At 44.1% G+C, this 2,500-nt stretch carries 2 tRNA genes and 1 rRNA gene (1 of these 3 only partly in view); all 3 read left to right on the top strand.

From position 1 onward, the window contains the following. The first annotated feature begins 590 nt into the window (after positions 1-590). A 16S ribosomal RNA gene (locus NBX25_RS10765) occupies positions 591-2,107 on the top strand. 197 nt (positions 2,108-2,304) lie between these two features. Then, positions 2,305-2,378 (top strand) — tRNA-Ile (locus NBX25_RS10760). A gap of 87 nt (positions 2,379-2,465) precedes the next feature. After that, positions 2,466-2,500: transfer RNA gene (locus NBX25_RS10755), tRNA-Ala, on the top strand; it runs 39 nt beyond the window's last position.

Genomic DNA, 2,500 nt, shown 5'->3' with positions numbered 1-2,500 from the left:
TCAGGTTTTCTTTTGGTAACTCCAGATTATCTATCCACATTGTGGATAAGTATAAGGAAACATTTAAATATAAACAAATCAGTTAGTTAAATCGTATACTTATTCACAATTGCTTTATAGGTGTAAACTTTATGTTAAATAAACTTGCGGGGAATAGATGAAGTTTCTATCTTTGCCCCACTGAAAAACGAAATGGATTCAGTAAGCGCAGAAGAGCTTTTAAATAAGCATAAACATTATACTCTACGAAAGAGACAGACGAAAAAAAACTTTTAATTTTTAGGATTTAAAAGTTGCAAGTTAAAATAAAGTTTGTATCTTTGCAGTCCCAATTAAGGGAGCGCAGGAGTAGAGGGATTAAGGGTTAGGAAAGAGATTAAGGTTACTTAAAAAACTTTAAAATTTTCTTTCAAAACATTTGGTCGAATCAAAATAAAGTTTTACTTTTGCACTCGCAAATACGGAGCGACACTGACAGAAAGATTGCTTCGTTGAAAAGCGGAAGATATAAAGATCATTGACATACAATATAACAACCAAGTAAGGAAAAACTAAAGCGTTAAAAAACTTTGAGTGAGTCAGACAAACATACAATGGAGAGTTTGATCCTGGCTCAGGATGAACGCTAGCGGGAGGCCTAACACATGCAAGCTGAGCGGTAGAGATCTTTCGGGATCTTGAGAGCGGCGTACGGGTGCGGAACACGTGTGCAACCTGCCTTTATCAGGGGGATAGCCTTTCGAAAGGAAGATTAATACCCCATAATATAAGAAACGGCATCGTTTTTTATTGAAAACTCCGGTGGATAGAGATGGGCACGCGCAAGATTAGATAGTTGGTGAGGTAACGGCTCACCAAGTCTGCGATCTTTAGGGGGCCTGAGAGGGTGATCCCCCACACTGGTACTGAGACACGGACCAGACTCCTACGGGAGGCAGCAGTGAGGAATATTGGACAATGGGTTAGCGCCTGATCCAGCCATCCCGCGTGAAGGACGACGGCCCTATGGGTTGTAAACTTCTTTTGTATAGGGATAAACCTACTCTCGTGAGAGTAGCTGAAGGTACTATACGAATAAGCACCGGCTAACTCCGTGCCAGCAGCCGCGGTAATACGGAGGGTGCAAGCGTTATCCGGATTTATTGGGTTTAAAGGGTCCGTAGGCGGATCTGTAAGTCAGTGGTGAAATCTCACAGCTTAACTGTGAAACTGCCATTGATACTGCAGGTCTTGAGTGTTATTGAAGTAGCTGGAATAAGTAGTGTAGCGGTGAAATGCATAGATATTACTTAGAACACCAATTGCGAAGGCAGGTTACTAAGCAACAACTGACGCTGATGGACGAAAGCGTGGGGAGCGAACAGGATTAGATACCCTGGTAGTCCACGCCGTAAACGATGCTAACTCGTTTTTGGGGCGCAAGCTTCAGAGACTAAGCGAAAGTGATAAGTTAGCCACCTGGGGAGTACGTTCGCAAGAATGAAACTCAAAGGAATTGACGGGGGCCCGCACAAGCGGTGGATTATGTGGTTTAATTCGATGATACGCGAGGAACCTTACCAAGGCTTAAATGGGAAATGACAGGTTTAGAAATAGACTTTTCTTCGGACATTTTTCAAGGTGCTGCATGGTTGTCGTCAGCTCGTGCCGTGAGGTGTTAGGTTAAGTCCTGCAACGAGCGCAACCCCTGTCACTAGTTGCCATCATTAAGTTGGGGACTCTAGTGAGACTGCCTACGCAAGTAGAGAGGAAGGTGGGGATGACGTCAAATCATCACGGCCCTTACGCCTTGGGCCACACACGTAATACAATGGCCGGTACAGAGGGCAGCTACACAGCGATGTGATGCAAATCTCGAAAGCCGGTCTCAGTTCGGATTGGAGTCTGCAACTCGACTCTATGAAGCTGGAATCGCTAGTAATCGCGCATCAGCCATGGCGCGGTGAATACGTTCCCGGGCCTTGTACACACCGCCCGTCAAGCCATGGAAGTCTGGGGTACCTGAAGTCGGTGACCGTAACAGGAGCTGCCTAGGGTAAAACAGGTAACTAGGGCTAAGTCGTAACAAGGTAGCCGTACCGGAAGGTGCGGCTGGAACATCTCATTTTAGAGCGTCTTAAAGACGATAAAAAAATTAGTATCGCAAGATACAGAACTTACTTAAAGTTCAAGCTTTAGTTTTTTGTTTGGTTGATTATATTAAAAATACAAAACCCACTAGAAATTAGTATTAGGGAAAGAGATTGGGGAATGAAGAGGAGCAAGAAGTATTACTTATTACTCATCACTAATTACTCATAACAGAGTCTCGTAGCTCAGCTGGTTAGAGCGCTACACTGATAATGTAGAGGTCGGCAGTTCGAGCCTGCCCGAGACTACTAATTATAAGACGGGAAGATATAAGACATCAGATGTCAGACCATAAAGTCTGTAATCTGAGATCTAAAATCTGAAGTCTACTAGAGGGGGAATTAGCTCAGCTGGCTAGAGCGCCTGCCTT

The organism is Chryseobacterium sp. Marseille-Q3244 (assembly GCF_940807095.1).
Classification (GTDB): domain Bacteria; phylum Bacteroidota; class Bacteroidia; order Flavobacteriales; family Weeksellaceae; genus Chryseobacterium.
This window is presented reverse-complemented; position numbering and strand designations above follow the sequence as displayed.